General features: G+C 67.5%; 27 protein-coding genes. 13 read left to right on the top strand and 14 right to left on the bottom strand.

Annotation, left to right across the window (positions count from 1 at the left end; genetic code table 11):
- Window positions 1–31 precede the first annotated feature (31 nt).
- From ASD23_RS07365 to lnt, 7 genes are read left to right on the top strand one after another with little or no spacing between them, the layout of a single operon-like run.
- Window positions 32–979: an FKBP-type peptidyl-prolyl cis-trans isomerase gene (locus ASD23_RS07365; protein ID WP_056008829.1), complete on the top strand. Its 948-nt coding sequence runs from the start codon at window positions 32–34 to the stop codon at window positions 977–979.
- 50 nt (window positions 980–1,029) lie between these two features.
- On the top strand, window positions 1,030–2,070 hold the full coding sequence (locus tag ASD23_RS07360; protein WP_235507677.1) for a helix-turn-helix transcriptional regulator: 1,041 nt from the start codon (window positions 1,030–1,032) through the stop codon (window positions 2,068–2,070).
- Entirely contained in the window at window positions 2,070–3,089 is a 1,020-nt protein-coding gene (locus ASD23_RS07355; RefSeq protein ID WP_056008826.1) for a helix-turn-helix transcriptional regulator, read from the top strand. Before ASD23_RS07360 ends, ASD23_RS07355 begins: the two co-directional genes overlap by 1 nt.
- Window positions 3,090–3,127: 38 nt before the next feature.
- On the top strand, window positions 3,128–3,340 hold the full coding sequence (gene tatA, locus ASD23_RS07350; RefSeq protein WP_056008823.1) for a twin-arginine translocase TatA/TatE family subunit: 213 nt from the start codon (window positions 3,128–3,130) through the stop codon (window positions 3,338–3,340).
- 50 nt (window positions 3,341–3,390) lie between these two features.
- A complete protein-coding gene (gene tatC, locus ASD23_RS07345; RefSeq protein ID WP_056012707.1) occupies window positions 3,391–4,143 on the top strand; it encodes a twin-arginine translocase subunit TatC in 753 nt (250 codons plus the stop codon).
- A gap of 12 nt (window positions 4,144–4,155) precedes the next feature.
- A complete protein-coding gene (locus tag ASD23_RS07340; RefSeq protein WP_056008820.1) occupies window positions 4,156–6,588 on the top strand; it encodes a DEAD/DEAH box helicase in 2,433 nt (810 codons plus the stop codon).
- Between the two features lie 30 nt (window positions 6,589–6,618).
- Window positions 6,619–8,184, top strand: coding sequence for an apolipoprotein N-acyltransferase (gene lnt, locus ASD23_RS07335; RefSeq protein WP_056008816.1), 1,566 nt, complete (start codon window positions 6,619–6,621; stop codon window positions 8,182–8,184).
- Here the strand turns inward: lnt and ASD23_RS07330 are convergent.
- The 4 genes from ASD23_RS07330 to ASD23_RS07315 form a co-directional block, all read right to left on the bottom strand.
- Window positions 8,181–8,546, bottom strand: coding sequence for an RNA polymerase-binding protein RbpA (locus tag ASD23_RS07330; protein ID WP_056008813.1), 366 nt, complete (start codon window positions 8,544–8,546; stop codon window positions 8,181–8,183). The two genes, lnt and ASD23_RS07330, sit on opposite strands and share 4 nt — an antisense overlap.
- An 84-nt stretch (window positions 8,547–8,630) precedes the next feature.
- Window positions 8,631–9,386, bottom strand: a complete 756-nt coding sequence (locus tag ASD23_RS07325) for a glycerophosphodiester phosphodiesterase (protein ID WP_056008810.1) — start codon at window positions 9,384–9,386, stop codon at window positions 8,631–8,633.
- 10 nt (window positions 9,387–9,396) lie between these two features.
- Window positions 9,397–10,326 (bottom strand): SPFH domain-containing protein, encoded by a 930-nt coding sequence (locus ASD23_RS07320; RefSeq protein WP_056008803.1) that lies wholly within the window; start codon window positions 10,324–10,326, stop codon window positions 9,397–9,399.
- Window positions 10,326–10,793 carry an NfeD family protein gene (locus ASD23_RS07315; protein ID WP_235507770.1) on the bottom strand — a complete coding sequence of 156 codons (468 nt, stop codon included), beginning with the start codon at window positions 10,791–10,793 and terminating at the stop codon, window positions 10,326–10,328. The genes ASD23_RS07320 and ASD23_RS07315 overlap by 1 nt, the downstream gene beginning before the upstream one ends.
- A gap of 140 nt (window positions 10,794–10,933) precedes the next feature.
- Here ASD23_RS07315 and ASD23_RS07310 point away from each other — a divergent pair, with 140 nt between their 5' ends.
- Window positions 10,934–11,707 carry an SDR family oxidoreductase gene (locus ASD23_RS07310; RefSeq protein WP_056008797.1) on the top strand — a complete coding sequence of 258 codons (774 nt, stop codon included), beginning with the start codon at window positions 10,934–10,936 and terminating at the stop codon, window positions 11,705–11,707.
- A gap of 88 nt (window positions 11,708–11,795) precedes the next feature.
- On the opposite strand, the gene ASD23_RS07305 is transcribed toward ASD23_RS07310, so the two are convergent.
- Window positions 11,796–12,407 carry an HdeD family acid-resistance protein gene (locus ASD23_RS07305; protein WP_056008794.1) on the bottom strand — a complete coding sequence of 204 codons (612 nt, stop codon included), beginning with the start codon at window positions 12,405–12,407 and terminating at the stop codon, window positions 11,796–11,798.
- Between the two features lie 177 nt (window positions 12,408–12,584).
- Here ASD23_RS07305 and ASD23_RS07300 point away from each other — a divergent pair, with 177 nt between their 5' ends.
- On the top strand, window positions 12,585–13,259 hold the full coding sequence (locus ASD23_RS07300) for a M23 family metallopeptidase (protein WP_056008791.1): 675 nt from the start codon (window positions 12,585–12,587) through the stop codon (window positions 13,257–13,259).
- A gap of 18 nt (window positions 13,260–13,277) precedes the next feature.
- Here ASD23_RS07300 and ASD23_RS07295 read toward each other — a convergent pair whose 3' ends face one another.
- The 3 genes from ASD23_RS07295 to ASD23_RS07285 form a co-directional block, all read right to left on the bottom strand.
- Complete coding sequence (locus ASD23_RS07295; protein ID WP_056012703.1) at window positions 13,278–13,943, bottom strand: DsbA family protein; 666 nt, start codon at window positions 13,941–13,943, stop codon at window positions 13,278–13,280.
- A gap of 304 nt (window positions 13,944–14,247) precedes the next feature.
- Window positions 14,248–15,315 carry a permease prefix domain 1-containing protein gene (locus tag ASD23_RS07290; protein ID WP_056008788.1) on the bottom strand — a complete coding sequence of 356 codons (1,068 nt, stop codon included), beginning with the start codon at window positions 15,313–15,315 and terminating at the stop codon, window positions 14,248–14,250.
- Window positions 15,312–15,644 (bottom strand): PadR family transcriptional regulator, encoded by a 333-nt coding sequence (locus ASD23_RS07285; protein WP_056012701.1) that lies wholly within the window; start codon window positions 15,642–15,644, stop codon window positions 15,312–15,314. The genes ASD23_RS07290 and ASD23_RS07285 overlap by 4 nt, the downstream gene beginning before the upstream one ends.
- Before the next feature lie 526 nt (window positions 15,645–16,170).
- On the opposite strand from ASD23_RS07285, the gene ASD23_RS07280 reads away from it, so the two are divergent.
- Together ASD23_RS07280 and ASD23_RS07275 are read left to right on the top strand one after the other, a co-directional pair.
- Window positions 16,171–18,441 carry a LuxR family transcriptional regulator gene (locus tag ASD23_RS07280; protein WP_082571293.1) on the top strand — a complete coding sequence of 757 codons (2,271 nt, stop codon included), beginning with the start codon at window positions 16,171–16,173 and terminating at the stop codon, window positions 18,439–18,441.
- A 47-nt stretch (window positions 18,442–18,488) separates the two neighbouring features.
- A complete protein-coding gene (locus tag ASD23_RS07275) occupies window positions 18,489–19,058 on the top strand; it encodes a dihydrofolate reductase family protein (RefSeq protein WP_056008785.1) in 570 nt (189 codons plus the stop codon).
- 19 nt (window positions 19,059–19,077) lie between these two features.
- Here ASD23_RS07275 and ASD23_RS07270 read toward each other — a convergent pair whose 3' ends face one another.
- Together ASD23_RS07270 and ASD23_RS07265 are read right to left on the bottom strand one after the other, a co-directional pair.
- Entirely contained in the window at window positions 19,078–19,344 is a 267-nt protein-coding gene (locus ASD23_RS07270; protein WP_056008782.1) for a hypothetical protein, read from the bottom strand.
- Window positions 19,345–19,419: 75 nt separating this feature from the next.
- Window positions 19,420–19,647, bottom strand: a complete 228-nt coding sequence (locus tag ASD23_RS07265; protein ID WP_056008779.1) for an RNA-binding S4 domain-containing protein — start codon at window positions 19,645–19,647, stop codon at window positions 19,420–19,422.
- Window positions 19,648–19,785: 138 nt separating this feature from the next.
- On the opposite strand from ASD23_RS07265, the gene bsh reads away from it, so the two are divergent.
- Entirely contained in the window at window positions 19,786–20,760 is a 975-nt protein-coding gene (gene bsh, locus ASD23_RS07260) for a choloylglycine hydrolase (RefSeq protein WP_056008776.1), read from the top strand.
- Window positions 20,761–20,873: 113 nt separating this feature from the next.
- On the opposite strand, the gene ASD23_RS07255 is transcribed toward bsh, so the two are convergent.
- Window positions 20,874–21,758 (bottom strand): AraC family transcriptional regulator, encoded by an 885-nt coding sequence (locus ASD23_RS07255; protein WP_056008774.1) that lies wholly within the window; start codon window positions 21,756–21,758, stop codon window positions 20,874–20,876.
- A gap of 106 nt (window positions 21,759–21,864) precedes the next feature.
- Window positions 21,865–22,197 carry a hypothetical protein gene (locus tag ASD23_RS07250; RefSeq protein WP_056008771.1) on the bottom strand — a complete coding sequence of 111 codons (333 nt, stop codon included), beginning with the start codon at window positions 22,195–22,197 and terminating at the stop codon, window positions 21,865–21,867.
- A 95-nt stretch (window positions 22,198–22,292) separates the two neighbouring features.
- Here ASD23_RS07250 and ASD23_RS07245 point away from each other — a divergent pair, with 95 nt between their 5' ends.
- Window positions 22,293–23,057 carry an SDR family NAD(P)-dependent oxidoreductase gene (locus ASD23_RS07245; protein WP_056008768.1) on the top strand — a complete coding sequence of 255 codons (765 nt, stop codon included), beginning with the start codon at window positions 22,293–22,295 and terminating at the stop codon, window positions 23,055–23,057.
- An 11-nt stretch (window positions 23,058–23,068) separates the two neighbouring features.
- Here the strand turns inward: ASD23_RS07245 and dhaM are convergent, their stop codons facing one another.
- Window positions 23,069–23,794: a dihydroxyacetone kinase phosphoryl donor subunit DhaM gene (gene dhaM / locus ASD23_RS07240; RefSeq protein ID WP_056008765.1), complete on the bottom strand. Its 726-nt coding sequence runs from the start codon at window positions 23,792–23,794 to the stop codon at window positions 23,069–23,071.
- A 1-nt stretch (window position 23,795) separates the two neighbouring features.
- On the bottom strand, window positions 23,796–24,443 hold the full coding sequence (dhaL, locus tag ASD23_RS07235; protein WP_056008762.1) for a dihydroxyacetone kinase subunit DhaL: 648 nt from the start codon (window positions 24,441–24,443) through the stop codon (window positions 23,796–23,798).
- Window positions 24,444–24,457: the final 14 nt, after the last annotated feature.

Raw genomic sequence — 24,457 nt, 5'->3', positions numbered from 1 at the left:
CCCTCACCGATCACCCAAGAATCGAGGATCAGTGCGCTCGTCATTCGCGCTCATCGCCACGGCCGGCATCATCGCCCTGACCCTGTCGGGGTGCGCTTCGGCGCCCGCTCCCGAAGCGGGGTCCGGTGATTCCTCCAACGCGGTCGAGGTGAAGGGCGACTTCGGCGACACGCCCCGCGTCGAGTTCCCCTCGCCGCTCGCTCCCGAAGAGACCCAGTGCACCGAGGTCATCGCCGGTGACGGCGAGCGTCTCGTCGACGGGCAGCAGAGCCTCGTCGGGCTCGCCGTGTACAACGGAGCCACGGGCGAAGAGCTGCAGGTCACCGGCTTCGGCGGCGAGACGGGCGACCCCGTGCCGCTCGCGATCTCCGAGAACACGCTTCCCGGTCTCAACAAGGGCCTCTCGTGCGGTTCCGTCGGGTCGCGGGTGGCCGTCGTCGTTCCCGAGAAGGACGGATTCGGCCCGAACGGCAACCAGTCCCTCGGCATCGAGCCCGGCGACAGCCTGGTGTTCGTCCTCGACATCCAGCGCGCCTTCCCGGCTCGCGCCGACGGTGCAGTGCGCCTCAGTCGCGACGGCTTCCCGGCCGTGGTCCTGGCACCCGACGGCCGCCCCGGCATCACGGTACCGAAGGCCGACCCGTTCGAGACCACCGAGGTCGAGGTCCTCAAGGAGGGTTCGGGTCAGGTCGTCGAGTCCGGCGACACCGTCGTCGTGCACTACACGGGCGTGACCTGGGCTGACAGCAAGGTCTTCGACTCGAGCTGGGAGAAGGGCGCACCTGCGATCATGACCGTCTCCGACGGCGCCGACAGCCAGGTCATCCCGGGCTTCTCTGAGGCGATCATCGGACAGAAGGTCGGCTCGCAGGTCGCGGTCGTGATTCCGCCGAGTGACGGCTATGGCGACCAGGGGAGCGAGAACATCCCGCCGAACTCGACCCTGTTCTTCGTGATCGACATCCTGGGCGTGATCTGAGCCAGTCGCGGCGGCCCTCGCCGTCACCGCGGTTCAGTAAGATCGCACCTGTGGCGAGCGGCGGAGTGAACAAGGGCGAGTCGAAGATCCCGGTCGAGGATCGCCTGTTCAGCCTCGTCCTGGCTCTGCTCGCGACTGAGACGGGCCTCTTGAAGTCCGAGATCCTCTCGACGGTGCGCGGCTATGCCGAGCGATTCGATTCCGCTGGTCAGAATGCGAATCTCGAGCGCCAGTTCGAGCGCGACAAAGACGATATCCGCGAACTCGGTATCCCGCTCGAGACCGTGGAGTCGCCCGACCGTCCGGGCGACAACCAGGCGCTGCGCTACCGCATCCCCAAAGGGCAGTACGACCTGCCCGCCGACGTGCGATTCACGCCCGACGAGCTCGCCCTGCTCGGTCTCGCCGCCGAGGTCTGGCGCGAGGCCTCGCTCTCGGCCGACTCGCAGCGCGCACTCACGAAGCTCCGTTCGCTCGGCATCGAGCCACGCGAACCGGTGATCGGCTACGCCCCGCGACTGCGAGTGCGCGACACCGCATTCGAACCGCTGCGGCAGGCGCTCGATCGTCGCCAGTCGGTGCGGTTCCGCTACTTCAAGCCCGGTGAGCCCGAGCCGCGCCGTCGCACGGTCGATCCGCTCGCCGTGGTGCTGCACGACGGCCGGTGGCACCTCCACGCGTACGACCACGATGCGGCGGCTTCCCGCACCTTCCTGCTCTCGCGCATCATCGGCGAGGTCACGCCCGTGCCCGGGTCGAGTTTCGATGCTCCGCCGCTCGGCGTGCAGGACCGCATCATCGCCGAGCTGCAGGAGCTGCACCAGCGCAACGTCGCCGATCTGGCGGTGACCGGCGGCAGCGATGCCGAGGTGCGGCTCGGCAAGCGCGCGATCGAGGGCGACGAGGACGCCGGGGTCATCCGCCTGCACTACACGGACGCCGCCGTCTTCGCCGACGAACTCGCCGCCTACGGTCCCGAGGTCCGAGTGCTGTCACCGGCGTCGCTGCGAGATGCCGTCCGCGACCGGCTGCGCGCCGTTGCCGCCGCGCATCGCGACGCGGACGATGCCACCGATGGGGGAGACCGATGATGGCCAAGCGGCCGAAGCCGTTGAAGGCGCCCGACAAGCTCGTCTTCCTGCTCTCGTTCGTGCCGTACCTGCTCGAACAGCGCGTCGTCGACGTGGCCGAGGCCGCCACTCATTTCGGGCTCTCCGAAGACGAGATCAGGCACGCCGTGCGACTCATCGCGACCTCGGGCCTGCCCGGGGAGACCGGCACCTACCAGCCGAACGACCTGTTCGACATCGACTGGGACTCCTTCGAAGAAGAAGACGTGATCGTCATCGTGCACCACGTCGCGATCGACGATGCGCCGCGGCTCTCCGCTCGCGAGGCGGCAGCCCTCATCGCCGGGCTGCAGTACCTCTCGGCCTCGCCCGAGAACGCCGGACGGGCCTCGCTCGCCGCGCTCATGGGCAAGCTCACGGCCGGGGCATCCGCAGCACCCAGTCGGCTCGCCGTCGCCGAATCCGAAGCGGATGCCTCGCTGGCCCGCATCCGCGAGGCGGTCACGGGTGGTCGCCAGCTCGAGTTCGACTACCGCAACGCCCTCGGCGTCGCGGGCCGGCGCCGGGTCGACCCGCTCCGCATCCTGTCGCAGGACGCCGACTGGTATCTGCAGGCCTACTGCCACACGCGCGAAGACGTGCGCAACTTCCGCGTCGACCGCATGAGCGAGCTGCTCGTCTCCGACGCCCCGATCGAAGACCACTCCGACCGAACGGTGCCCGACACCCTGTTCCAGGGTTCCGACTCGGATCTCGACGTAGTCGTCGATGTCGCGCCCGAGACACTGCCGTTGCTCGCCGACTACCTCGCCGACTCCCGCACCGAGCAGGTCGACGGGCGACTGCGCGTCACATTGCGACTTGCGCACGTGCACGGGCTCAAGCGACTCGTGGCCGGACTTCCCGGCCTCGTGACCGTCGTGGCGCCGGCAGAAGCACGCGCCGTCGTCGCCGAGTGGGCGTCGGCGGGCCTCGCAGGCTACGCTGAAGCTGTTCCCTCCGATGTCGGGCGGCAACAGCCTGACATCGACGACAGGTAGACTGTCGTCACCCTCACTGACGAAACGGACGAACCCCCATGTGGCAAGGCTTCACTGGTTGGCACGCGCTGATCATCCTCGTGGTCATCCTGTTGCTCTTCGGAGCTCCCAAGCTTCCCGCGCTCGCCCGTAGCCTCGGCCAGTCGATGAAGATCCTCAAGACCGAGGTTCGTTCCGACAAGACCGATCCCGACGCGAGTGGCGACGAGACGCCCAAGGCCGACGGCCCGGATTCCGGCAAGAACTCCTGACCACGGTGACCGCGGTGAAAGATCGCGGCGAGAAGGACCGCGAGAAGCGGATGTCGCTCGGTCAGCACTTGATCGAGCTCCGCAAACGCCTCTTCATCTCGGCGATCGCAATCGTCGTCGGCACCGCCCTCGGGTGGTGGCTGACCGATGCGTTCATCTGGGACGCGATTCAGGAGCCGGTGACACGGGTCGCCGAGGCGCAGGGCAATGACGCTGCAGTCATCTTCCCGACCATCTCGAGTGCGTTCGACCTGCGGTTGCAGGTCGCGTTCACCCTCGGGATCGTGCTGTCGAGTCCGGTCTGGCTCTACCAGATCTTCGCGTTCCTGGTGCCTGGACTGAACAAGAAGGAGCGACGGTTCTCGCTCGCCTTCTTCGCGAGCGCGATTCCGCTGTTCTTCGCGGGCTGCGCGGCCGGATGGTTCGTGCTGCCGAACATCGTGAAGCTCATGATGAGCTTCGTTCCCGATGGCGCCGAGTCGTTGCTCACGGCGAAGGAGTACTACGACTTCGTGCTGAAGCTCGTCGTCGCGATCGGCATCGCGTTCGTCGTGCCGGTGTTCATCGTGCTGTTGAACTTCGCAGGCGTGATCAGCGCGGCGGCGATCATCAAGTCGTGGCGGGTGGCGATCCTCGTGATCGTGCTGTTCACCGCGATCGCGACGCCGTCGGCCGATGTCGTCTCGATGTTCATGCTGGCGATCCCGATGATCGTGCTCTACTTCGCCGCCTGGTTCATCGCGCACCTGCATGATCGCCGTGTCGCGCGCCGCAACCTCCTCGAATTCGGGGAGCCTGTCTAGGCTGGAGGGGTGATGAGCCTCTCGCCCGCCGAGCGTTACGCGCTCTCTCGCCAGCAGCGCCGCCAGCCGCGTCTCGCCGACTTCGTCGCGGGCCAGCGATTCGACCTCGACCCGTTCCAGCTCGCCGCCTGCGGTGCGCTCGACGAAGGACGCAGCGTCCTCGTCGCCGCGCCGACGGGGGCGGGCAAGACCGTGGTCGCGGAGTTCGCCGTGTTCCTCGCCATGCAGGAACAGGGTGCGAAGGTCTTCTACACGACCCCGATCAAGGCGCTCTCGAACCAGAAGTACCAGGAGTTCGTCGAGGTCTGGGGTGCGGAGTCCGTCGGCCTCCTCACCGGCGACACGAACGTCAACTCGGGCGCGCGCATCGTCGTGATGACGACCGAGGTGCTCCGCAACATGCTCTACGCGGACTCGCCGCTCCTCGACCGGCTCGCGTATGTCGTCATGGACGAGGTGCACTACCTCGCCGACCGATTCCGCGGCGCCGTCTGGGAGGAGGTCATCATCCACCTCCCCGAAGCGGTGCGACTCGTCTCGCTCTCGGCTACCGTCTCGAACGCCGAGGAGTTCGGCGACTGGTTGCAGGCGGTGCGCGGCGACACCGACGTCATCGTCTCCGAGGAGCGGCCGGTGCCCCTCGAGCAGCACGTCATCGTGAAGTCGAAGATGCTCGACCTCTTCGACTCGTCGGGGCAGGCCTCCACGAATCGCGTGAACCCGGAACTGAAGCAGCTCGCCCGCGCGGGCGGTCGCTCGATCTCGAGCCGATCCACCCGCGGGCAGCGGGGCGGCGACCGGGGTCGCTATCACCGCGACGCGCGCGTCGGCAACGGCCGGGCCGATCGTCCCGAAGTCGTCGCGATGCTGCAGGGCAAGAACCTGCTGCCGGCGATCGTGTTCATCTTCTCGCGTGCCGGGTGTGATCAGGCGGTGCGTCAGGTGCTGCGCAGCGGCATCCGGCTCACCGAAGCGGCTGAACGCTCCGAGATCCGGGAGATCGTCGAGTCGCGTGCCCGCATGCTGCGCGATGAGGATCTCGCGGTGCTCGGGTACTGGGAGTGGCTCGAGGGGCTCGAGCGCGGGGTGGCCGCCCACCACGCCGGCATGCTGCCCGCGTTCAAGGAGATCGTCGAGGAGCTCTTCCAGCTGAAGCTGCTGAAGGTCGTCTTCGCGACCGAGACGCTCGCGCTCGGCGTCAACATGCCGGCGCGCTCCGTGGTGCTCGAGAAGCTCGAGAAGTTCAACGGCGAGGCGCGGGTGCCCATCACGCCGGGGGAGTACACCCAGCTGACGGGCCGTGCCGGTCGCCGCGGCATCGACGTCGAGGGCCATTCGGTCATCCAATGGGTCGACGGGCTCGACCCCGAGGCCGTCGCGTCGCTCGCCTCCCGCCGCAGCTATCCGCTCAATTCGAGCTTCCGGCCCACCTACAACATGGCGGTCAACCTCATCGACCAGTTCGGTCGCGAGCGCACCCGTCAGATCCTCGAACTCTCGTTCGCGCAGTTCCAGGCCGACCGGGCCGTCGTCGACCTCGCGCGCACCCTGCGCAAGCAGGAGGAGTCGATGGCGGGGTTCGAGCAGGCCATGCGCTGCCACCTGGGGGACTTCGGGGAGTACGCAACGCTCCGGCGCCGCATCGGCGAGATCGAGCGCCAATCATCGAAGGGCAATCCCACGCATGCGCAGCGCGAACGGATGCAGCGCGAGCTCACGGCGGCGCGCAAGGCGATGCGGGCGCACCCCTGCCACGGGTGCGCCGAGCGCGAGTCGCACGCCCGCTGGGCCGAGCGCTGGTGGCGGTTGAAGACGGAGCACGAGCAGCTCTCCCGGCAGATCAGGACCCGCACCGGTCAGGTCGCGAAGCGGTTCGACCGGGTCACCGAGGTGCTCGAGTCGCTCGGCTATCTCGACCGCGACGCATCCGGTGCCCTCGTCTCCACCACCTCGGGCCGCATCCTGAAGCGCATCTACGGCGAACGCGACCTGCTCGTGGCCGAATGCCTGCGTCGTGGAATCTGGGATGGTCTCGACGAGGCCGGCATCGCCGCGATGGCGGCAGCGCTCGTCTACGAGCCGCGTCGAGACGACAGCAACGTCGAGTACCGGCTCCCGCGCGGCCGCTTCCGAGAAGCCTTCGAGCGCACCACCGACACCTGGGCGGTGCTCGACGACGTCGAGCGCGATCATCGGCTGCCCGGCAGTGAGGTGCCGTCGCCTGCGCTGGCCTCGGCGATGCACTCGTGGGCGCGCGGCACGGGTCTCGGAACGGTGCTGGCCGACACCGAGCTCGCGGCCGGCGACTTCGTGCGTCTCTCGAAGCAGGTGGTCGACCTGCTCGACCAGATCTCGATCGTCGCCGATGCCGAGCTGGGGGCGACGGCGCGATCCGCGATCGATGCCGTGCGGCGCGGGGTCGTGGCCTACGGCGCACCCGCGTGAGCGGCCGCCGCGGTCGCTTAGGCTGATCGGGTGCCCGAGAACGTCCACCGCCCCCTTCTGCCGCTCTGGGGCGCGGTGCTGGCCGCCGCGGCCGGCGGGTTCGCCTACGACCTCGGCTTCCCGGGTGCGAGCATCTGGCCGCTCGCGTTCGTCGGCATCGCGCTCGCCCTCGTCAGCCTGGTCGGGCGATCGGCGTGGGGGGCGGCCCTCGTGGGGCTCGTGTTCGGGCTCTCCTTCTACCTGCTGCAGGTCTCGTGGACCTCGCTCTACCTCGGGCCGGTGCCGTGGCTCGCGCTCTCGATCCTCGAGTCGCTCTTCGTGTCGGCCGGCGGCGTGCTCATCACGCTCGCCTACCGGTGGATACCGCTGGTGAGCAGCTCCCGGTGGGTCCGGCTGATCGCACTGCCGCTGCTCGTCGCGGGCCTCTGGTGCGTGCGCGAGGCCGCCACCGGCAGCATCCCGTACGGAGGCTTCCCCTGGGGGCGGGCCGCGCTCAGCCAGTCGCAGAGCCCGTTCGCCGAGGTCGTCTCGTGGGCGGGTTCGACGGGCTTGAGCTTCGTCATGGTCGCCATCGTGGCCGGAGTCATCGAATGGGTTCGGCTCACCGGGTGGCGGCGGCCGGTCTCAGCCCTGCCCGTCGCCGCGCTCGTGGCCGTCGCGATGCTCGTTCCCGCGTGGCAGACCACGCCGGCGGGTGAGCTCCGGGTCGCGAGCGTGCAGGGCAACGGGCCGTCCGGGTACTTCGACGAGCGCGAACCGGGCGACGTGCTCGCCGCGCAGCTCGCGGCGACGGAACCGATCCTCGACGAGCCGGGCATCGACGTGCTGCTCTGGCCCGAGGGCGGCTCCGACATCGACCCGACCCGCAGCGATTCGGTCGCGCGCATCTTCGATCGGCTGAGCGAAGACCTCGACGCGCCCCTCGTACTCAACACCGTGACGAATCGCGACGACGAGTACTTCAACACGTCGATGCTGTGGCGCGCAGGGGAGGGGGCCGTCGATCTCTACGACAAGCGGCATCCGGTGCCCTTCGGCGAGTACATCCCCGACCGCGACTTCTGGTACTCGCTCGCGCCCGACCTGATCGGTCTCGTGCAGCGTGGATACACCCCGGGCACCAATGCGCCCGTGTTCGATCTCGGCAAGGCCGTCACCGGGCTCGCGATCTGCTTCGACGTCATCTACGACGACCTCGTCTGGGAGGGCGCACGCGACGGTGCGCAGCTCTACATGTTCCAGACGAACAACGCCGACTTCCGCGGCACCGACGAGAACGAGCAGCAGCTCGCCATTGCGCGGCTCCGCGCGATCGAGACCGGTCGCTCGGTCGTGAACATCTCGACAGTGGGCACGAGCCAGGTGATCGACCCGTCGGGTCGCACGATCGATTCGCTGCCGGCCTATGAACCGGGTGCGATGGTCACCGATGTCGAGTTGCGCGACGGACTGACGCCGTCGGTCGCGCTCGGTTCGAGCGTGCCGAACGTGATCGTGCTGGGGTCGCTGGCAGCACTCATCGCCGCCGGTTTCATCGCACGCCGTCGGTCTCGCGACCTGGGCGGCGACGAAGCCGTCGGAACCGATTCGGCCTAGGCGCCGATCTTCTGCTGGCCGCGACGGGCCCGCAGGTAGCTGAGACGCTCCTCGAGCAGCTCCTCGAGCTCGGCACGTGTGCGTCGTTCGAGCAGCATGTCCCAGTGCGTGCGGGCGACCTTCTCGCCCGAGCGGTCGATCTCGACCGGCTTCGAGTCGACGAGCAGCACAGCGGATGCTCCGCAGTGCTTGCATTCCCACGACTCGGGCAGCTCGGCCTCGGTCGAGAACGTCATCACGGTCTCGCGCCCGCAGGTCTCGCAGCGATAGGTGTATTCCGCACGGTCGGCGAACACCACACCGTCTTCACTCTGCAGGCTCTGTGCGCCGATGCGCATGCCTCGAAGGCTCCTGTCCGCCATGGCGTACTCCTCTCGCTCGTCTCTATGTCTAAACGATCAAGCTGGGCGTTCCCTTTCCGGACCCTGAGGTTTACCGGGGAATTCTCAGTTTCGAGCGAGGATGAGGGGGAGAGCGAGGTCGGCGCGATCGGTCACGAGGCCGTCGACGCCGAGGTCGAGCAGTCGTGTCATGTCGGCGGGGTCGTTGACGGTCCAGACATGCACCTCGGCGCCGGCGCGATGAGCGGCGGCGACGAAGCGTTCGGTGACGAGCGGGAGCACGCCGATCCGCTCGGGCACCTGCAGGGCGTGCGCGCCGCGAAGCGCGCGGCTCACGGCTCGGGTCGAACCCGTCAGCGAAGCGAGGCGGGTTCGGATGACTCCGGCGCCGCCGACCGAGGTCGCCGCGTCGAGCACATACGCCGCGAGTCGCCGACGCCTGCCCTCGGAGAAGCTCGTGAGCAGCACGCGCGACCCGGCCCGGAGCTTCGCCACCGAGGCGACGGTCGCCTCGACGGCGCTCTCGATCTTCACGTCGATGTTGAATCGGGTGTCGGGGAACGCAGCGAGTGACTCCTCGAGCGAGCAGAATCCTTGACCGTGGCCGAGGTCGATGCGTCGCAGTTCCGCCATCGTGAGCTTCGAGACCTCGACGTCGCGGTCGGCGACGCGCGCGAGCGTGGGGTCGTGGGCCACGACGGCGACGCCGTCGGCGGTCAGGTGCACGTCGGTCTCGACGTACTCCGCTCCGATCGCGACGGCCTTCGCGAAGGCGAGGAGAGTGTTCTCAGGTGCTTCGAGGGCGAGGCCGCGGTGCGCGAGCACTCGCGGCCTCGCCGGCTCGAAATAGGTGGTGGCCACGGACCTGCCGTCAGAACCGCTGGCCGGAAGCCCCGGGGGCCTCCGGTGCCTGCGGGGGAGCGGTGGGCGTGAAGGCCTTGCCGATGCCCTTCAGCGCCTCGGTGAGTTCGCTCGGCACGATCCAGAGCTTGTTCGACTCGCCCTGCGCGATCTGGGGGAGCATCTGCAGATACTGGTAGCCGAGCAGCTTCGGGTCGGGATCGCCCTTGTGGATGGCGTCGAAGACGGTGAGGATCGCCTCGGCCTCGCCCTGGGCGCGGAGCACCGCGGCCTTGGCGTCGCCCTCGGCCTCGAGGATGGCCGCCTGTCGGGCACCCTCCGCGGTGAGGATGGCGGACTGCTTGGTGCCCTCGGCGGTGAGGATGAGTGCACGCCGGTCGCGCTCGGCGCGCATCTGCTTCTCCATGGAGTCCTGGATGGAGTGGGGCGGGTCGATCGCCTTGAGCTCGACGCGTCCGACGCGGATGCCCCATTTGCCCGTGGCCTCGTCGAGCACGATGCGCAGCTGGCCGTTGATGTTGTCGCGCGAGGTGAGCGCCTCTTCGAGGTTCAGGCCGCCGACCACGTTTCGCAGTGTCGTGGTCGTCAGCTGCTCGACCGCGCCGAGGTAGTTCGCGATCTCGTACGTGGCGGCACGGGCGTCGGTCACCTGGAAGTAGACGACCGTGTCGATCGAGACGACGAGGTTGTCTTCGGTGATGACCGGCTGCGGCGGGAAGGAGACCACGGTCTCGCGCATGTCGACGAGCGGCCGCAGGCGATCGATGAACGGCACGAGGATGTTCAGTCCCGGGCTGAGGGTCTTGTGATAGCGCCCGAGCCGTTCGACCACGCCCGAGTACGCCTGGGGGATGATTCGGATCGACTTCGCCAATACGACGATGACGAAGATGACGATCGCGACGACGACGACCGTCGCGATGATGCCGGAAACTTCCATCAAACCCCAGTGCTCCTCTCCACCGGAACGACGACCGCCGTCGCTCCGTCGATACCGGTCACGAGCACACGCTCGCCGACCGCGACATCCGCTTGCTCGGTGATGGGCGACAGTCGGGCCGTCCACACGTCGCCGTTCTGCAGGCGCACCTGGCCACCCGCGGAGGTGACGGTGCGCACGACCTGGCCGTCGGCGCCGATGAGCGCGTCGATGTTGCTGCGCGTCGGATCACCGCCGCGCCGGAGCATCCGCAGGAGCGGTGGCCGCAGCAGCAGGATCAGTGCGACCGCGACGAGCGCGGCGATGATGAACTGCGCCCACCACGGGATGCCGAACAGACCCGACAGCAGACCGGCGACGCTGCCGAGCGCGAGCATCAGGAACGTCATCTCGAGTGTGAAGACCTCGATCGTGGCGAACGCCAGGATCAACACGAGCCACACGATCCACGCGTACTGGGTCAGCACATCCAATTCGTTCTCCTTCGCACGGCCTTCTACTGAAACTATCAGGGCGGTCGACCCAGTGGGCCGTGCCTGTGGACTTGATAGTCTCGGTTCGCCTGTTCCCTGCGGACCACGTCCGTCAAGCATCGAGGAGTTCCACTGTGACCAACCCGCTCGCCCCCGGATCGTTGGACGGCCGCGTCGCCCTCGTCACCGGCTCTTCGCGTGGAATCGGTGCCGACACCGCCCGCTACCTCGCGGGTGCCGGGGCATCCGTCGTCATCAACTACCGCAGCAAGGCCCCCCGCGCCGAGAAGGTCGTCGCCGAGATCACCGAGGCCGGTGGCACCGCCGTCGCCGTCGGGGCGGACCTCACCGACGCGTCCTCCGTCGCCTCGATGTTCGAGCGTGCCGCTGCTGAGCTCGGACCCATCGACGTCCTCGTGCTGAATGCCTCCGGCGGCATGGAGACCGGCATGGGCGAGGACTACGCGATGCGCTTGAACCGCGACGCGCAGGTCAACGTCGTCGAGGGCGCGCTCCCGCACCTCGCGCCAGGCGCCCGCATCGTCTTCGTCACGAGCCACCAGGCGCACTTCATCCGCACGACGCCGACCATGCCCGAGTACGAGGCCGTGGCCCTCTCGAAGCGCGCCGGCGAAGACGCGCTCCGTGCGAAGCTCCCCGAACTCGAGGCCGCCGGGTTCGAGTTCGTCGTCGTCTCGGGCGACATGATCGAGGGCACCATCACGGCGACCCTCCTCGAGCGCGCGAACCCCGGAGCGATCGAGGCCCGCAAGCAGGACGCCGGTCGCCTCTTCAACGTCGCCGAGTTCGCCGCAGAGGTCGCTTCGGCCGCGGTCGAGCCGGTGCCCGCTGAGCACACGCGCTACGTCGGCGACACGTCGGGCTTCGCGCGCGAGGGCGACGCCTGATCAATTGAAACGTCGTCCCGGCTCGGCCGAGACAGCGGAAAGCCCGCCGAAGCAGACTGCTTCGGCGGGCTTTCGTCGTTCGTCGGGACTACTCCGCGGCCGGCGTGACGCCGCGTCCGAAGGTGAACGCGCGCACGATCTGCACGATGCCGAGGATGATGAGGCTGATGCCCGCGATGACGAAGAGGATGGCGATTCCCCACAGCGGCGAGAACAGCACCACGATACCCGCCACGATGCTCAGGATTCCGAAGAAGATCGCCCATCCTCGCGAGCCCGCGTCGCTCGACTGCGCCAACGCGACGATCCCCTCGATGATCCAGAGGATGCCGACGAGAATGCCGAGGAAGATGCCGAAGAAGACGGCGGACTCGCTCGGGTTGGCGAGCACGATGATGCCACCGACGACGAACAGTAGTCCGAGGATGATGTCGAGCGTGCGTGCGCCGCCCGAGATGCCCTTCGAGAAGATGCCGAGGCCGAGGTAGGCGATGCCGGCGATCAGGAAGTAGATGCCGAACAGCACCGTGATCACGATGGCCGAGTTCTTCGGCCAGAACGTGATGAGGAGGCCGAAGATGAGTGCGACGGCGCCGCTGATGCCGAGCGTCGCGCGGATGGTGTTGATCGCCGACTTCGTCAGTGACGATGCGTCGAGCGAGAATGACGCGAAGACCCCGGTGGGTTGCGACGTAGACATGGTTGTGTCCTTTCTGGCGGCGGGTGCCGTGCAGGGTCAGGTTATGGCCGTCGATCGCCTGAGTGTCGGATGTGAATGCGCGAGTCTTCGGATGTCGCGGGGTGACCATGTGGTGGTGTAGATGGCCGAATTCGTTGGATCCGACGCCTGCGAGAACAGGGCTGACAGTATCGGAGCATGACGGCAGAGCTGTTGCACCTCCCGTTCACGGGCCTCTGGATGGCCCAGAACAGCCCTGCTCGGCGCGTGCCGAGCCACGGGGTCGACCTCTTCGGTGAGCGGTACGCGATCGACTTCGTCGCGGTCGACCGGCGACGCCGCACTTCGGAGCAACGCGACTGGCGAACCGTCCTGACGACCGAACCGCCTGAACGATTCCTCGGGTTCGGACGCGCCATCCTCGCGCCGGCCGACGGCGTCGTCGTCGACTTACACGACGGCGAGCCCGACCACGAGGGCCGCCGTTCCCAGCTCGCCCTCGTGCCGTATGCGCTGGGCCAGGCCGGGCGACTCCGGCAGGGAGTGCACGCGATCGCTGGCAACACCGTGACCATCGCGCTCCGCGGCGGAGATGCGTTCGTCTCGCTCGCGCACCTGCGTCCGGGTTCGATCCCTGTCGCCGTCGGCGACCGCGTCGCGGCGGGGCAGACGATCGGGGAGTGCGGCAACTCAGGGAATTCCACCGAGCCCCATGTGCACCTGCAGGTGATGGACCGCGTCGACCCATCCAACGCCGAGGGACTGCCGCTGGCATTCCGGAGGTTCAGGGAATGGCGGTCGGGGTCCGATCAGCCCGTTGTCGTCGAAGCGGGGATCCCCGGCGAGCGGTCGATCGTGGAGGCGCTCACCTGAACTGCACGCTCGAGTCGGCTACTTCGACGTCGCGACCGCTCGCTCGAGGGCGGCGCGAATGTCGTCGGGGGAGGTGAGGGGCACGAGCTCCTCGTTGATGAAGATCGTCGGGGTGCCCTGCGCGCCGAGCGCGACGGCGGCATCGAAGTCGAACTGCACTCGCGCCTCGGTGGCGGGATCGGCGACCGCTTCGTCGTAGGCCGCCATGTCGAGCCCGAGGTCGTCGGCATACCCGCGGAAGACGTCTGCCTTCGACACCTGCTGCGCACCCCACTCGGCCTGCGTCTCGAACATGCGGTCGTACATCGCCTCGAACTCACCCTGCTGAGCCGCAGCCTCGACGGCGATCGCAGCAGTTCGCGAGTTCGTGTGCCCCGGCATCGGGAAGTACCGCGTCACGAAGGTCACCTCGCCGGCGTAGTCGGCGCGGAGCTCCTCGACGAAGGGGTACGCCGCAGCGCACACCTCGCACTCGAAGTCGAGGAACTCGGTGAACGTCACCGCGCTTCCCTCGGCGACGTCGAGTCGGTGGCTGTTCTCGGCGACGACGGGCGGAGGCGTCGAAGCTGCGGCGCCGGGCGCCGCATCAGGAGCCTGGTTCGCGGTGACCGCGAAGACGATCCCTACGGCGGCGACCACGAGCCCTCCGATCACCGCGAGCTGGATCTTCGTGCTGTTCTTCATCGTCACGGGGGAGTGCCTCTCGAGCCGGTGCAGGGCGGATGCCTCGGAGTCAGTCGCCTCCGAGGCATCCGTTGGTCTCGATCCAGCGTATGGGCGTTCGCTTGGACCTCTACTCAGTCTTCGGGGATGGCCCGACCGAACGTCTCACGCCTGAGGCAGACGATGCCTGAGCAGGAACGGACGGCGGGGGAGTCGAGACGCCAACCGTGGAGAAGGATCGTCGACGGGCGGCAGCCTCAAGGTTGCACGGAGAGGTGACGGCGTGGCGTGACGATGCGGCGGGAACGGGCCCCCGTGCCCGCTTTCATTGGGCGGCGCGGTACCGCTCGACCGCGCTCAGCCCGGAGGCGAGGGCGCCGAACAGCACGGCAGCGATCGGCCAGATCACCCACGAGATGCCCCAGGCGCTGCCGATGAAGCTCCAGGCGAGGAAGATCGCGACCACGAGCGGCCAGTAGAACGCGGCGATCACGCCAACGATGCTGCGCCGTTCGTCGCTGGCGTACCCGTCACTATCGGTCTTCGTCAGGGTTTCGGCGACCGACTGCGCCCAGTTGGTGGGGATGAAGACGACGAGCCCCGTCGCGACCATGACGAGCGTGCCGGCGACGGCGACGCCGATCCAGCTGTTCGTCACCGCGGGCGGAGCGAGCAGGCTCATCGCGAGCACCGGGGATGCGGCGAGGATCCAGAGCCCGATGGCGACCTGCAGCGCAGTCGCCCGTCTGGGAGCGACCTCCGCAGCGAGTTCGTCTGCCCACCGATCGACGCCGGGAGTCCTCGTGAACTCTCCCGCGGCGAGGCGACGGAACGGGGCAAGCTCCTGGTCACGACGCACGACCATGAGCACACCAGTCACGACGACGACGAGCAGGCACGCGAGTCCGATCAGCACGGCAGGATCCTGGCCGAGCCCGATCGCTCCGCCGGAGCTGAGCGTCACGAGCGCGACGAGCGCTGCGGGCGAGACGACGAACATCGCCACGGCCAACGCGAGCCGGGGTTCGGTGCGGCGGCGCACGTCGCCGTACCGCTCAGCCTCGTCGCGAGTGACAGGCGCCGGCGCAGGGCGCCTCGCAGTGTCGGAGCCGGCGTACGCCGGGGGCACCGTCGTGGTCGACAGGACGGGTGCGGTCGAGGACGACCCCGGCGCGATTTCGGCCGAGATGCCAAGCTGCGGCGCGAGCTCGTCGAGGTTGCCGAATTCGGTGATGACCCGGCCGACGGCCTCGTTCTCGCTCAGCCCCGCGGCGAGGTAGCCCGTGTAGGCGTCTTCCATCATGGCGTGCAGTTCGGCCTTTGCCTCGAGCATGCGCGGGTTGTGCGGATAGGCGCTGAACATCGTCTCGAGATAGGCGGTGATGACGTTCATGCTTCGACTCCTTCGATGAACCGGTCGACGACCGATTTCGTGTCGTGCCATTCGGCGACCTTCTGCTCGAGGTGCTCGAGCCCGTTCGCGGTGATCTGGTAGTAGGTGCGCGGCTTGCCCGACGCCGAAGCGCCGGCGTACGAGGTGACGAGGTTCGCCCCCTCGAGCCGCTTGACCGCCGTGTAGAGGGTGGTCTGCTTGATCGTGTACTCGGTACCCGTCACGGCGTGGATCTGCTGCGCGAGTTCATAGGCGTACGACGGCCGCTGGCGCAGCAGTGAGAGCACCATGAGGTCGACGTAGCCGCGGATCGCATCGGCGCTGATCATGCTGACCTCCATTCGAACTTCGTGGCGATACCACCCTGAACGTACTATGTGTGCCGTAGTACGTCAAGCAGGCACTGCAGTCGTCGGTTCAGGTGGATCATCGGCACGCCGATCTCGGCGCATTTGCCATGAGGCGGCTACATCGCGAACGTCTCTTAGATCTTCTCTCAGTGAACCAAATCGGCTATTCGAACGCGAAAGCCCTGCTCCCGGGGCTGATCCTCAATCACCGATAATGCACATTATGTCGGAACGAAAGCCCGGAAGGGGCAGATCTCTCCCCTCGAAGCGCTCCGCGGATTCCCTCCTCCCCTCTTCTGGGAAGCTTCCGCGAAGTATTCGGACCCCGACACGAAGGTGCGCGCTTCGATCGGTAGTCGAGCACCAGCTCCTTGGCACAACAATAGGCACGCCGACTGCACGCAGACTCGCTGCGAACCAATTCGCCGGATCGGTAGTATCTGAAAGCCGCGCAGTGCATCGGGGTGTGCGTTCACTGCTGAAGTCGGTCGATGGGGAGACAAAGATGGTGACCGTTGAACGCGAGCTCAGGGATCTGATCCTTGAAGTCAAGACCACGGGTCCTGACTTCGATCGGGGTTTCGTGCATCGCGATGACCTCATCGAGAGCGTCAGGTCCGGTCCGTCTCGGCTGGTCACCGTCACTGCCCCTGCGGGCTACGGGAAGACCTCGTTCCTCGCGGAATGGCGACAGCGCGAAGATCGCGCCACCGGATGGCTCACCCTCAGCAGCGACGACGACGACCCCGCAGCGCTCGTGCGTCTGCTGACTCGCGCCTGCTCCCCCTTCACACCTGTGGCTGCTTCACTCGACGATCAGATCCTGACCGCCGATCGTGGTGTGCTCGGCCGGATCGCACCGGTACTCGCGCGTGCCCTCTCCCAATGCGAGCAACCGTTCGTGCTCTTCATCGACGACACCCACGTGCTGGAATCACTCGACTCGATCGACGCGCTCAACGTCGTGCTTGCGGGCGTGCCGGCGCGCTCCCAGGTCGTGCTAGCCAGCCGGCATCGGCCGACCTCCTTCGCCCGCGGGCGCGTGGCAGCATCTGCGGCCCATGTCACGGCGGAAGATCTCCGAATCGATGTCTCCGGGGCCGCCAGGATCGCCGAGGGTGCAGGCGCACAGGTCTCCCCCGAGATGCTCGGGAGCTGGGTCGAGCAGAGCGGCGGCTGGGCGGCGGGCCTGCACATGTGCGCCTTGTTGTCGCGAAGGGGGCCGGTCGCATCGATCGGAAGCCAGGATCTGCTCGCCGACTATCTCTACCGCGAGTGCTTGCGCGAGCTGCCCGACGACATCCGCCGGTTCCTCGTTTCCACGTCGATTCTGAAGTCCCTCGTTCCCGCGATGTGCGATGCGGTGCTGGGGCGCTCCGACTCCGCGGGCATCCTCCGTGATCTCGAAGCTCGTCAGCTCTTCATCACCGCGGATCCTCAGCGCCGTTCCTATCGACTTCACCCGTTGTTCGCCGAGTACCTGCAGGCCGAACTCGATCACGACGCCGGTTCGACGGTTCCCGACCTCCACAGACGGGCGTCCGGCTGGTGCCAGGAGCATGGCCTCCTCCCGGAGGCGGTCAACCACTCGATCGCGGCAGGTGATTTCGCGACGGCCTCCTCGCTCGTGGCGCTCGCGGCGCTCAATACGTACACAGCAGGCGAAACGACGACCCTCGGGCGGTGGATCGAGCAGATCGGCGACGCGAACCTGCTCGCCAATCCGTTCGCCGTCGTGGTCGTGACGTGGTACTCGCTCCTGTCCGGTACCGACGGCGCTGCGCAGAAGTGGGCCTCGCTGCTCGGCAGCATGCCCGACGGCGCCCCGCGGGTCGATGGAATCGATGTTTCGTCGGCGAAGGCGATGGTGCGGGCCATCACCATGAAACGCGGCATGCGAGAAGCACTCGCCGACGCCGAATTCGGGGTTCAGGCGGAGGCCGTCGAGAGTCCGTGGCGCGATCCAGCGCTCCAGATCCTGGGCAGCACCCTCCTCTATACGGGACACGAGACCCGAGCGCGCGAAGTCCTGCGTGAAGCGATCCACACGGCGGAGGCACACGGCAACCCCGCCACCATCGTCATGTGCGAGATCGAACTCGCACAGCTCTCGATCGATGCGGACGACTGGGTCACGGCCGACGCACACGTGCAGCGAGCACTCGACGCGATTCGTACCGGCAACATCGACGGCTACGTCATGTGCGCCTATGCGCATGCGGCCGCGGCATACTGCGCACTGCACGCCGGGCGCCGGGTGACCGGGCAGAAGTTCCTGGCTCTGGCGATGACTGAACGCGGCCGCTGCGGAAGCGCGGTTCCCTTGATCAGCATCCCCACGCGTCTCTTCCTCATCCACGCGAGCCTGCAGATGGGCGATATCGAGGCCGCCCGGATGCTGTCCCGAGAAATCAAGGAGATCCTGCCGCCGCGCGAGGGCCGCGAGGTACTGGACGCTCGCGTGGCTGCGGCAGTGCGAGCGATCGATGAGAAGGACCGTCTCGGTCGACACGCTGCGTCGACGGCATTGACGGTCGCCGAACAGCGCGTCCTCCCCTACCTCCAGACCCACTTGACCCTCGCGGAGATCGGAAAGCGACTCTACGTCTCGAGGAACACCATCGGCAGCCACGTGTCCTCGATCTTCCGGAAGCTCGCCGCATCGACCAGGTCCGAGGCCGTGGAGAACGCAACCGCTCTGGGGTTGCTCGGCGGCCTGAGAACCGCCTCGTTCGACGAGCATGAGCCGATGACGATGGCGCCGGCCGACGTCTGACCTCGGTCCGGTCTACGCGAGGGACGCAGGAAGGGAGAGCGACGAGAATGAGGCCGCTTCGATACTCGATCAACGTGACGCTCGATGGCTGCTGCCATCACGAGGCGGGACTCCCACCGGATGAGGATTCGATGCGCTACTGGACCTCGGAGATGGAACGAGCCGATGCCCTGCTGTTCGGGCGGGTGACCTACAGCATGATGGAGTCCGCATGGCGGAAGCCGGCCGCGGGCTCGTGGCCGGACTGGATGGATGCGTGGCAGGTGCCGTTCGCCGAGGCGATCGATGGGGCGAAGAAGCACGTCGTGTCGACGACGCTGAGCGAGGTCGACTGGAATGCCGAACTCCTGCGCGGCGAATTGCGGCCGGCGGTTCAGCGGCTCAAGCAGGAGCCAGGCGACGGCCTGTGGGTCGGCGGTGTGACACTCCCCCTGGCGCTGGCGGATCTGGGGCTGATCGACGAGTACGAGTTCGTCGTGCAGCCGGTCCTTGCCGGACACGGTCCCACGTTGCTCGCCGGTCTCCGTGAGCGTATTCAGCTCGAACTCGTGGATCGCCACGAGTTCCGGTCTGGCGCGGTCGCCATGCGCTACCGGCCGGTGCACGCTGCCGGCTGACGTGGATCACGCCGCTCGACTACCAGACGGTGCCGCCGCCGACTGAGATTCCGCCCCAGGTGAGCGCGATGAAGATCGCCGCGAACACGACCGGTGCGATGCCCTTGCCGTTGCGCGCGAGCCCCTTGAAGAGCGCGATCACCGCGAGGATCGCGGCGATGATGGAGAGGGCGCCGCCGACGATCAGCCCGATGAAGAGCGGGATGGGCATGAGCACGAGGCCGGCCAGTGCAAACCAGAACGCGGCCCAGGCCGCCGGGTTGGAGCGTTCGACAGAGGAAGACATGCTTCATTATGTCGTCTCGGCAGCCCGCAGCCTCGTCGGCGGCCGCGCGTCGTCGCCTCCCAGGTCGGGGCGCCGTCACGCGCTGACGCGAACCCCGCGCCCCTCGAAGCTGACGATGTCACCGAGCTGCAGCTGCCGTCCACGTCGACGATCCACCTCGTCGTTCACTGCCACATGGCCGTCGACGATGGCCTCTTTCACGTCGCCACCGGAGTCCAACAGGCCAGCGAACTTCATGAACTGCCCGAGGCGGATGACCTCACCGCCGATGTGGATGTCGTCGATGGGATCCGGGTTCGTCATCCCCGAATGCTAGTCGACGGCACCCACGGGGACAGGTTTCGCACATGGCTGGACCGAAGACACAGGGGTAGCCAAGAAGTCTCTCGCCTAGCTAGCGTTGGGCCCACTCGACCACGAAATGGAAAGTGGGGGCCTTTCATGTGCACAGGACTGAGCTACACGACGCGGGATCATTACTTCGGTCGCAATCTCGACCTGGAGTTCTCGTACAACGAGACCGTCACCGTGACACCACGGAATTTCCCGTTCGAGTTCCGCAAGGCGTCTGCGCTCCCGACGCATCACGCGATCATCGGGATGGCGACCATCGCGGACGGCTACCCGCTGTACTACGAAGCGACGAACGAGAAGGGCCTCAGCATGGCGGGGCTCAACTTCCCGGAAAACGCCGACTACAAGCCCGAAGCGGAGGGCAAGACGAACATCACGCCGTTCGAATTCATCCCCTGGATTCTCGGGCAGTTCGAGACCGTCGACGAGGTGAAGACGGCCCTCTCGACGCTGAACCTCGTGAAGATCGACTTCAGCGAGACGTTCCCACTCTCCCCATTGCACTGGATCATCTCCGACCGCACGACGTCGATCACGGTCGAAAGTGTGAAGGACGGTCTGAAGGTGTACGAGAACCCCATCGGGGTGCTCACCAACAACCCCACCTTCGACATCCAGTCCTTCAACCTGAACAACTTCATGCACCTGTCGAAGAACCCGCCCGAGCCGAACTTCTCACGCGAGCTGGAATTCGACGTGTACAGCCGGGGAATGGGCGCGATCGGCCTTCCCGGAGACCTGTCGTCGGCATCTCGCTTCGTCAAGGCGGCCTTCACGAAGATGAACTCGGTGTCCGGTGACTCCGAATCCGAGTCGATCAGCCAGTTCTTCCACATACTCGCGTCTGTCGCGCAGCAACGGGGGTGCGTCGAAGTGTCGCCCGACAAGTACGAGATCACGATCTACTCGTCGTGCTGCAACACCGACCAGGGCATCTACTACTACACGACCTACGAGAACAGTCAGGTGACCGGGGTCGACATGCACAAGGAAGACCTCGACGGAACCGATCTTGCTGCGTATCCGCTGGTCACAGGCCAGCAGGTGCATATGCAGAACTGAGGTTCGTGCGCCGCGCCGATCGCCCGGTCGTGAAGCGGTCGCCGACGCGGTGAACACGATCGCGATCGCCGGTGCAATCCAGCGGAGGATTGCGGCGAACGCCGAATGGGCGATCAACCCGGCGCATCCGCTTCGGTGCGTTCCACCGGCAACCACAACTCGCAGGTCGCCGTACTGAAGTCGGGCGCGCGGTCGAGGACCGCCACGATCGAGGTGCCCGGCCTCAGCTGCCAGGGGTTGGAGGGGAACCATTCGGTGGCGGTCGCAGCCCACGTGGCCTGCAGGGCCGCCGGATAGGCGCCCTCGACGCGGAAGACGGCCCAGGTGCCGGCGCCGACCTCGATGGCGTCGAGGTCTTCCGGTACCGAGGTCGCCTCGGCGACCGCGACGCCATGGAGATAGGTCAGCTCGCTGCCCTCCGCGTAGTCGGGATCCACGTCGGCACTCACCTGCAGGAGCCCCGCCGGCTCGGTGTCCCCCAGCCCCTTCAGGCGCTGGTGCTCGCTCGGCGGCAGCGAGGCGATGTGCGCTTGGATGTGCGGGTTGGCGCCGTGGTGGATGAGGGGTACGCGTGCCGAGTGTCCGATGAGTCGGAATGCCGGTCGATCAGCGATGCGGGTGTCCATGGGGGTGCTCCCTTCTACGGTCAGGCGGAACCTGAGCTGCGATTGCATGCGAAGGGGGCCTCCGTTCCTGCGAACGTCGGCCGGGCCGGCGCCGTGAACCGATCTGAACGCCCGGTTGAACGCCTCGGTCGAGCCGTACCCGAACCTGGTCGCGATGCCGAGCAGGTCGTCGTCTCCCAGAACCTCGGCCGCCGCCACCGACATGCGGCGACGACGCACGTACTCGGACAACGGCATACCGGCCAATGATGAGAACATCCGACGCAGGTGGTACTCCGTGGTGCCGAGTCGGCCCGCGAGGCCGGCGATGTCGATCTCCTCGGTGAGGTGATCCTCGACGAAGTCGACGAGTCGATTGAGCAGTGCGATCACGGTTTCCCCCTTCGACGTCCATCCTGCTCGTCGATGAGGGGCTCCACCCGACTATCGCGGTTCGATGCGATCGCTCCGCACGAGGAACGGCGACGACCCTCGATCGTCAGTCGTTCGCGTGCCGTTCAGCGTACTTCTCGAGTCGCCGCCCGGTGGCCGGCATGCCGAGCTCGTTGTACGGCCCATCGACCTCGCGCTCCGGCAGGCGTTCATCGGTCGGGCACACGAGCACGGTGTTCGGCGTCGAGTGATCGATGAAGTGCTCGAACATGGGGTGCCCGCAGATCGGGCAGGCCTTGCCATCGGTCGGCTCGAGTTCCGCTTCATCGGCTGGGGTCGGCGGATTGGTGAAGACCGGCTCCAGCACCCGGTCGACCTTCTCGAAGAAGTGGGTGAATGCGTTGCCGTCGTCGCGGCTCGCTTCGTCACGTGCCATCATGCGCCTGATGGTACGCCCGCTTCGGTCCGCACCGCCACTGCCCGCTCCCCCACCGTCCGCGGCACGCGGCACGGCATCGCGAATAGGCTTGATGCATGACGGATGCCTCAGCCCCACGCCAGGTCACGATCATCACCGGTGCGAGCCGCGGAATCGGTGCCGCGATCGCCGAACGCCTCGCCGCCGACGGGCACGACCTCGTGCTGACCTATCGCGAGCGTCGTGACGAGGCCGATGCGATCGCACGTCGCTGCGCGGCATCCGGCGCTCGAGTGCTCCTGCTACAGGTCGACCTCGCCGATCTCGAGGCCGCCGCGACGGTCGTGCCCGCAGCGATCGCGGAGTTCGGTCGGGTCACGGGTCTCGTCAACAACGCCGGCATCACGGGGCGCATCGGGGGGTTCCTCGATGCGAGTCTCGACGAGAGCGAGGTGCTCTTCCGGGTGAACGTACTCGCCCCCATCGCGCTCACGCGGGCCGCGATCGCGCACATGGCGACCGATCGCGGCGGTGCCGGCGGCAGCATCGTGAACATCTCCTCGGGTGCGGCTCGCAGCGGATCCCCGAACACCTACATCCCCTACGCCATGAGCAAGGCGGCGTTGAACGCGCTCACGACGGGTGCGTCGAAGGAGTTCGGCCCCGTCGGCGTGCGGGTCAACACGGTCTCCCCCGGTACGACGCACACCGAGATCCACGCGGCGGCCGGGCGACCCAATGCCCCCGAAGAGCGCGCACCGAACATCCCGATGCGCCGTGCCGGTGAGCCGCACGAGATCGCCGGTGCGGTCGCCTATCTCTTCTCAGCGGATGCCTCGTACACCACGGGTGCCGACATCCGTGTCGCGGGCGGCAACTGACGAGATCACATTCAGCTCTCGCCGAACCCGGACTCCGCGAGTGCCGCCAACGCGTCGACCGCTTCGCGGCCGCTGAGATCTCGGCTCGAGATGTCGACCTGGGCCCCCTTCGTCAGGCCGAGCGACATGATGCCGAGCAGGCTCTTCGCGTCCGTGCCGTTCACGGTGACCTTCTGCGGGAACGTGCTCGCGAGCTTCACGAGTTCCGCGGCGGGCCGGGCGTGCAGCCCGTCGGAGTTCACCAGACGGATGCTTCGGGTGTAGCCGGATGCCGCGGCGCCAATGTTCGCTCCGTCATCCGCGGTCTCCCCGCTCGAGACGGCCCCCGCGCTCGCAGCCGTGGCCGCCCCTCGTGCCGACTCGGCAGCGGCGACGACGACCCCGAGCGGATCCCCCGCCTCGGCGGCGACTGCTGCGGCGACGCCGCCCTCGACGAGCGGAGCGTCGACGATGCGCACTCGTGCGCGAGCATCGTCGTCGAGGAAGTCGAGAGCGGTCTCGGCCGTGAGGATCGCAGAACCGAGATCGCACAGCACGACGACTCCTGAGCCGGAATCGGCCTCGGTGATGCCGGCGCTCACGAGATCGAAGCTCGTGCCGATGCGACCGTCATCGGTGCCGCCCGCGGCGACGAGCGCTGCGGTCGGCGCCATCTGCCTCGCGAGCTCGACGAGCCCCGTCGCGATCGCCGCCGAGTGCGAGACGAAGAGCAGCCCGACCTTTCCCGGAACGGCCATGTCAGGCACCCGCGGATGCCGCCGCCGCGTCGGCGGCCGCTCGAAGCAGCAGTGCGCTCGACTCGGCACCCGGGTCCCGGTGACCGGCCGATCGTTCGCCGAGGTAGCTCGCGCGGCCCTTCCGCGCGACCAGCGGCTCCGTCGCGACGGCGCCCGCCTCCGCGGCATCGGCAGCCGCCGCGAAGACGCCGGCGGCATCGACACCCGCCGCGGCCGCGGCATCCGCTGCATCGACGGCTGGAGTCCACGCGTCGATCATCGTCTTGTCGCCGGACTCCGCCTTGCCGCGCGACACGACGCCGTCGCGCGCTGCCGTCAGGATCGCGGCGATCGCCGTACCGTCGAGCGACACGGCACCACCGGCGGCCGCCGCGGCCTTCAGGTAGGCGGTGCCGTAGAGCGGACCAGCCGCACCACCGACCGTCGAGATGAGCGTCGTCGCGACGAGTTTCAGGACATCGCCCGGCGTCGATCCCGCGGCGAGATCGTCGAGCTTCGGCAGCACCGCCTGGAACCCCCGATCCATGTTCTCGCCGTGATCGCCGTCGCCGATCTCGCGGTCGAGCGTGATGAGTTCGACTCGGTGATCGGCGATCACCTGCGCGCTTCGTCTGACCCAGTCCACGGCCCAGGTGATGTCCAATCCCACCGAGATTCCCCCTT

The organism is Agromyces sp. Root1464, assembly GCF_001427265.1.
GTDB classification, from domain to species: domain Bacteria; phylum Actinomycetota; class Actinomycetes; order Actinomycetales; family Microbacteriaceae; genus Agromyces; species Agromyces fucosus.
Note: the sequence above shows the minus strand (reverse complement) of the source record. Positions and strands in the feature narration are given on the sequence as shown.